This window comes from Lachnoanaerobaculum saburreum DSM 3986 (genome assembly GCF_000185385.1).
Taxonomy (GTDB): domain Bacteria; phylum Bacillota; class Clostridia; order Lachnospirales; family Lachnospiraceae; genus Lachnoanaerobaculum; species Lachnoanaerobaculum saburreum.
In genome coordinates, this window is record NZ_GL622296.1 from 627,991 (window position 1) to 629,852 (window position 1,862).

The 1,862-nt window shown below is 29.1% G+C and carries 3 protein-coding genes and 1 pseudogene; all 4 read left to right on the forward strand.

Annotated elements, in window-relative coordinates; translation table 11 throughout:
• On the forward strand, positions 1-646 hold a 646-nt coding region (locus HMPREF0381_RS03030), incomplete at its 5' end, for a hypothetical protein (RefSeq protein ID WP_040461097.1).
• A gap of 128 nt (positions 647-774) precedes the next feature.
• The gene (locus HMPREF0381_RS14785) at positions 775-948 is read left to right on the forward strand and encodes a hypothetical protein (RefSeq protein ID WP_008750399.1); all 174 of its coding nucleotides are present in this window, start codon (positions 775-777) and stop codon (positions 946-948) included.
• A 157-nt stretch (positions 949-1,105) separates the two neighbouring features.
• Positions 1,106-1,387 (forward strand): annotated as a pseudogene (locus HMPREF0381_RS03035) (hypothetical protein); the annotation flags it as partial.
• Between the two features lie 20 nt (positions 1,388-1,407).
• The gene (locus tag HMPREF0381_RS03040) at positions 1,408-1,680 is read left to right on the forward strand and encodes a PF20097 family protein (protein WP_008750401.1); all 273 of its coding nucleotides are present in this window, start codon (positions 1,408-1,410) and stop codon (positions 1,678-1,680) included.
• The last annotated feature ends 182 nt before the right edge of the window (positions 1,681-1,862 follow it).

The window sequence follows — 1,862 nt, forward strand, 5'->3', positions numbered from 1 at the left end:
AAGAAATATAATATGTATATATTTATTTTTTATTCTTGCAGGTATTTTGATATTGGGAGTACAGAAATTAAAAGCATATATTGAACAAGTAAGATTTGAGAGAGAACAAAAGGCTTATAATTTTAGGAGTGAAGGTTTTTTACGATATAGACTTTCAAAATTTGTGTATGCAAAATTAGAGTTTACAAATCATAAAGGTGAGGTATTTATAATAGAAGAGGAAAATGATATGAAAAGTATAGATACAGAAGAGGAAGAATATATTGCCGGGGAAACGGATAAATTTGGCAGCTTTCGCTTTATAGAAGGAGAATACACACAGGAAAGAATAAATAACTTTAATGATAATATGAAGCATATTAGGTTATGGAATTATGCTGAAGAAGAATATAAGACAATAACTGAAACTGAAAGAATAATAGAATTCGCTGATGTAAAAAATATAAATGAATTGTGGGAATATTTAAGTCATGACAAGGTCGAAGGGGTATCTAATATGGGAGCATTAGATACGATAGGATATGATGGGACGGAACAACCAACAAAAATAATATATGATTATGGAAATGGAAAGATTAATATCATAACAGAGTCAGGTACTTTATCACTTGGGATATTATTTGAGAATTATCTTAAAGATATATAAATATGGATAAAGAAGTAAAGCAAAAACTTTAGAATATAGAGTTTATTTAAAATAATAGTAAGCAATGTTTAAATATGACTTCTTGATAAGGCAATTTAAATACAATATTTTTATGGGGTAAGGTGATAATGGATATTGAGAGTATGCAAAATCAGTTATTTTTTGAAAGAAGTGAAGCGTTTTTAAAAGAGTTTCATATGAAAAAAGATGAGTATGAACAATGGATTTTTAAGGACTTGGAAGAGTTTTTGGAAGAAAAAAGTACCGAATATATTGTGATTTCGCCTCTTTACTTGACATAGTTGGACATGACAGAACAGGTTGACCTGGAAAGTTTATATATGATTATGGAAATGGAGAAATTAAAGAAGTATCAGTCAATAGGATTAGCTTAGTTAATTTATTTGGCTTATTGAAATAGGAGTATAAGGAATAGCTTCATGGGGATGTATTATTGTAATGAGAAACAAATTAAAGCCTAAATGGTTTTTTTGCTTTATAATATTTTTCTTAGTATTATTGATATATGGAAATCATTTGCTTAAAGAAGGAATAGAAAAATTGACAGATATGAGAAGGACAGAGGCAGTAGAATTTATGGATGATGGCCGGAAGAAATACAGAATGATGCAGTATGCAGGTGCAAATATGGAGTATACAGATAGTGAAGGAAATATCAGAGTAATAGAAACAGAACCTGTGCTTCTGGATATATATGATGAAGCTATAAAACCCTATATTTAATGTAGAATGGAGATTATATGGAAAAGTTTAATAAAAGATGTCCATACTGTGGAAAGATTATGGAAAGGGGAGAAATTCCCAGAGGTGGAGGGGATTCACCTCATGATATCAAGTGGGTTCCTGAACGCAAAAAAGGTAAATGGTATGAGGATTTATTATCTTTTTTTTCTCAGGAATATGAAGATAAAGTGATAGAATTGACGAGTAAGTATTATCCTACAATTTGGGATGAGAAGAAGTGTATAGCCTACCTTTGCAGGGAGTGCAAAATAATAATAATTGATATTTAACAGTAAGAAGGATTATTCACGATTACCTCAAATAACTGAATATTCAACTAAATATTTTAATTGTTTCAAAAGATTTACATAAGATAAATAACTACAAGTATAATATCAATAAATTTTAATATAAGCAGTACCGATATCAAATATATGGATCGGGAAAATAAAAAATGCAGATTGTAAAATTA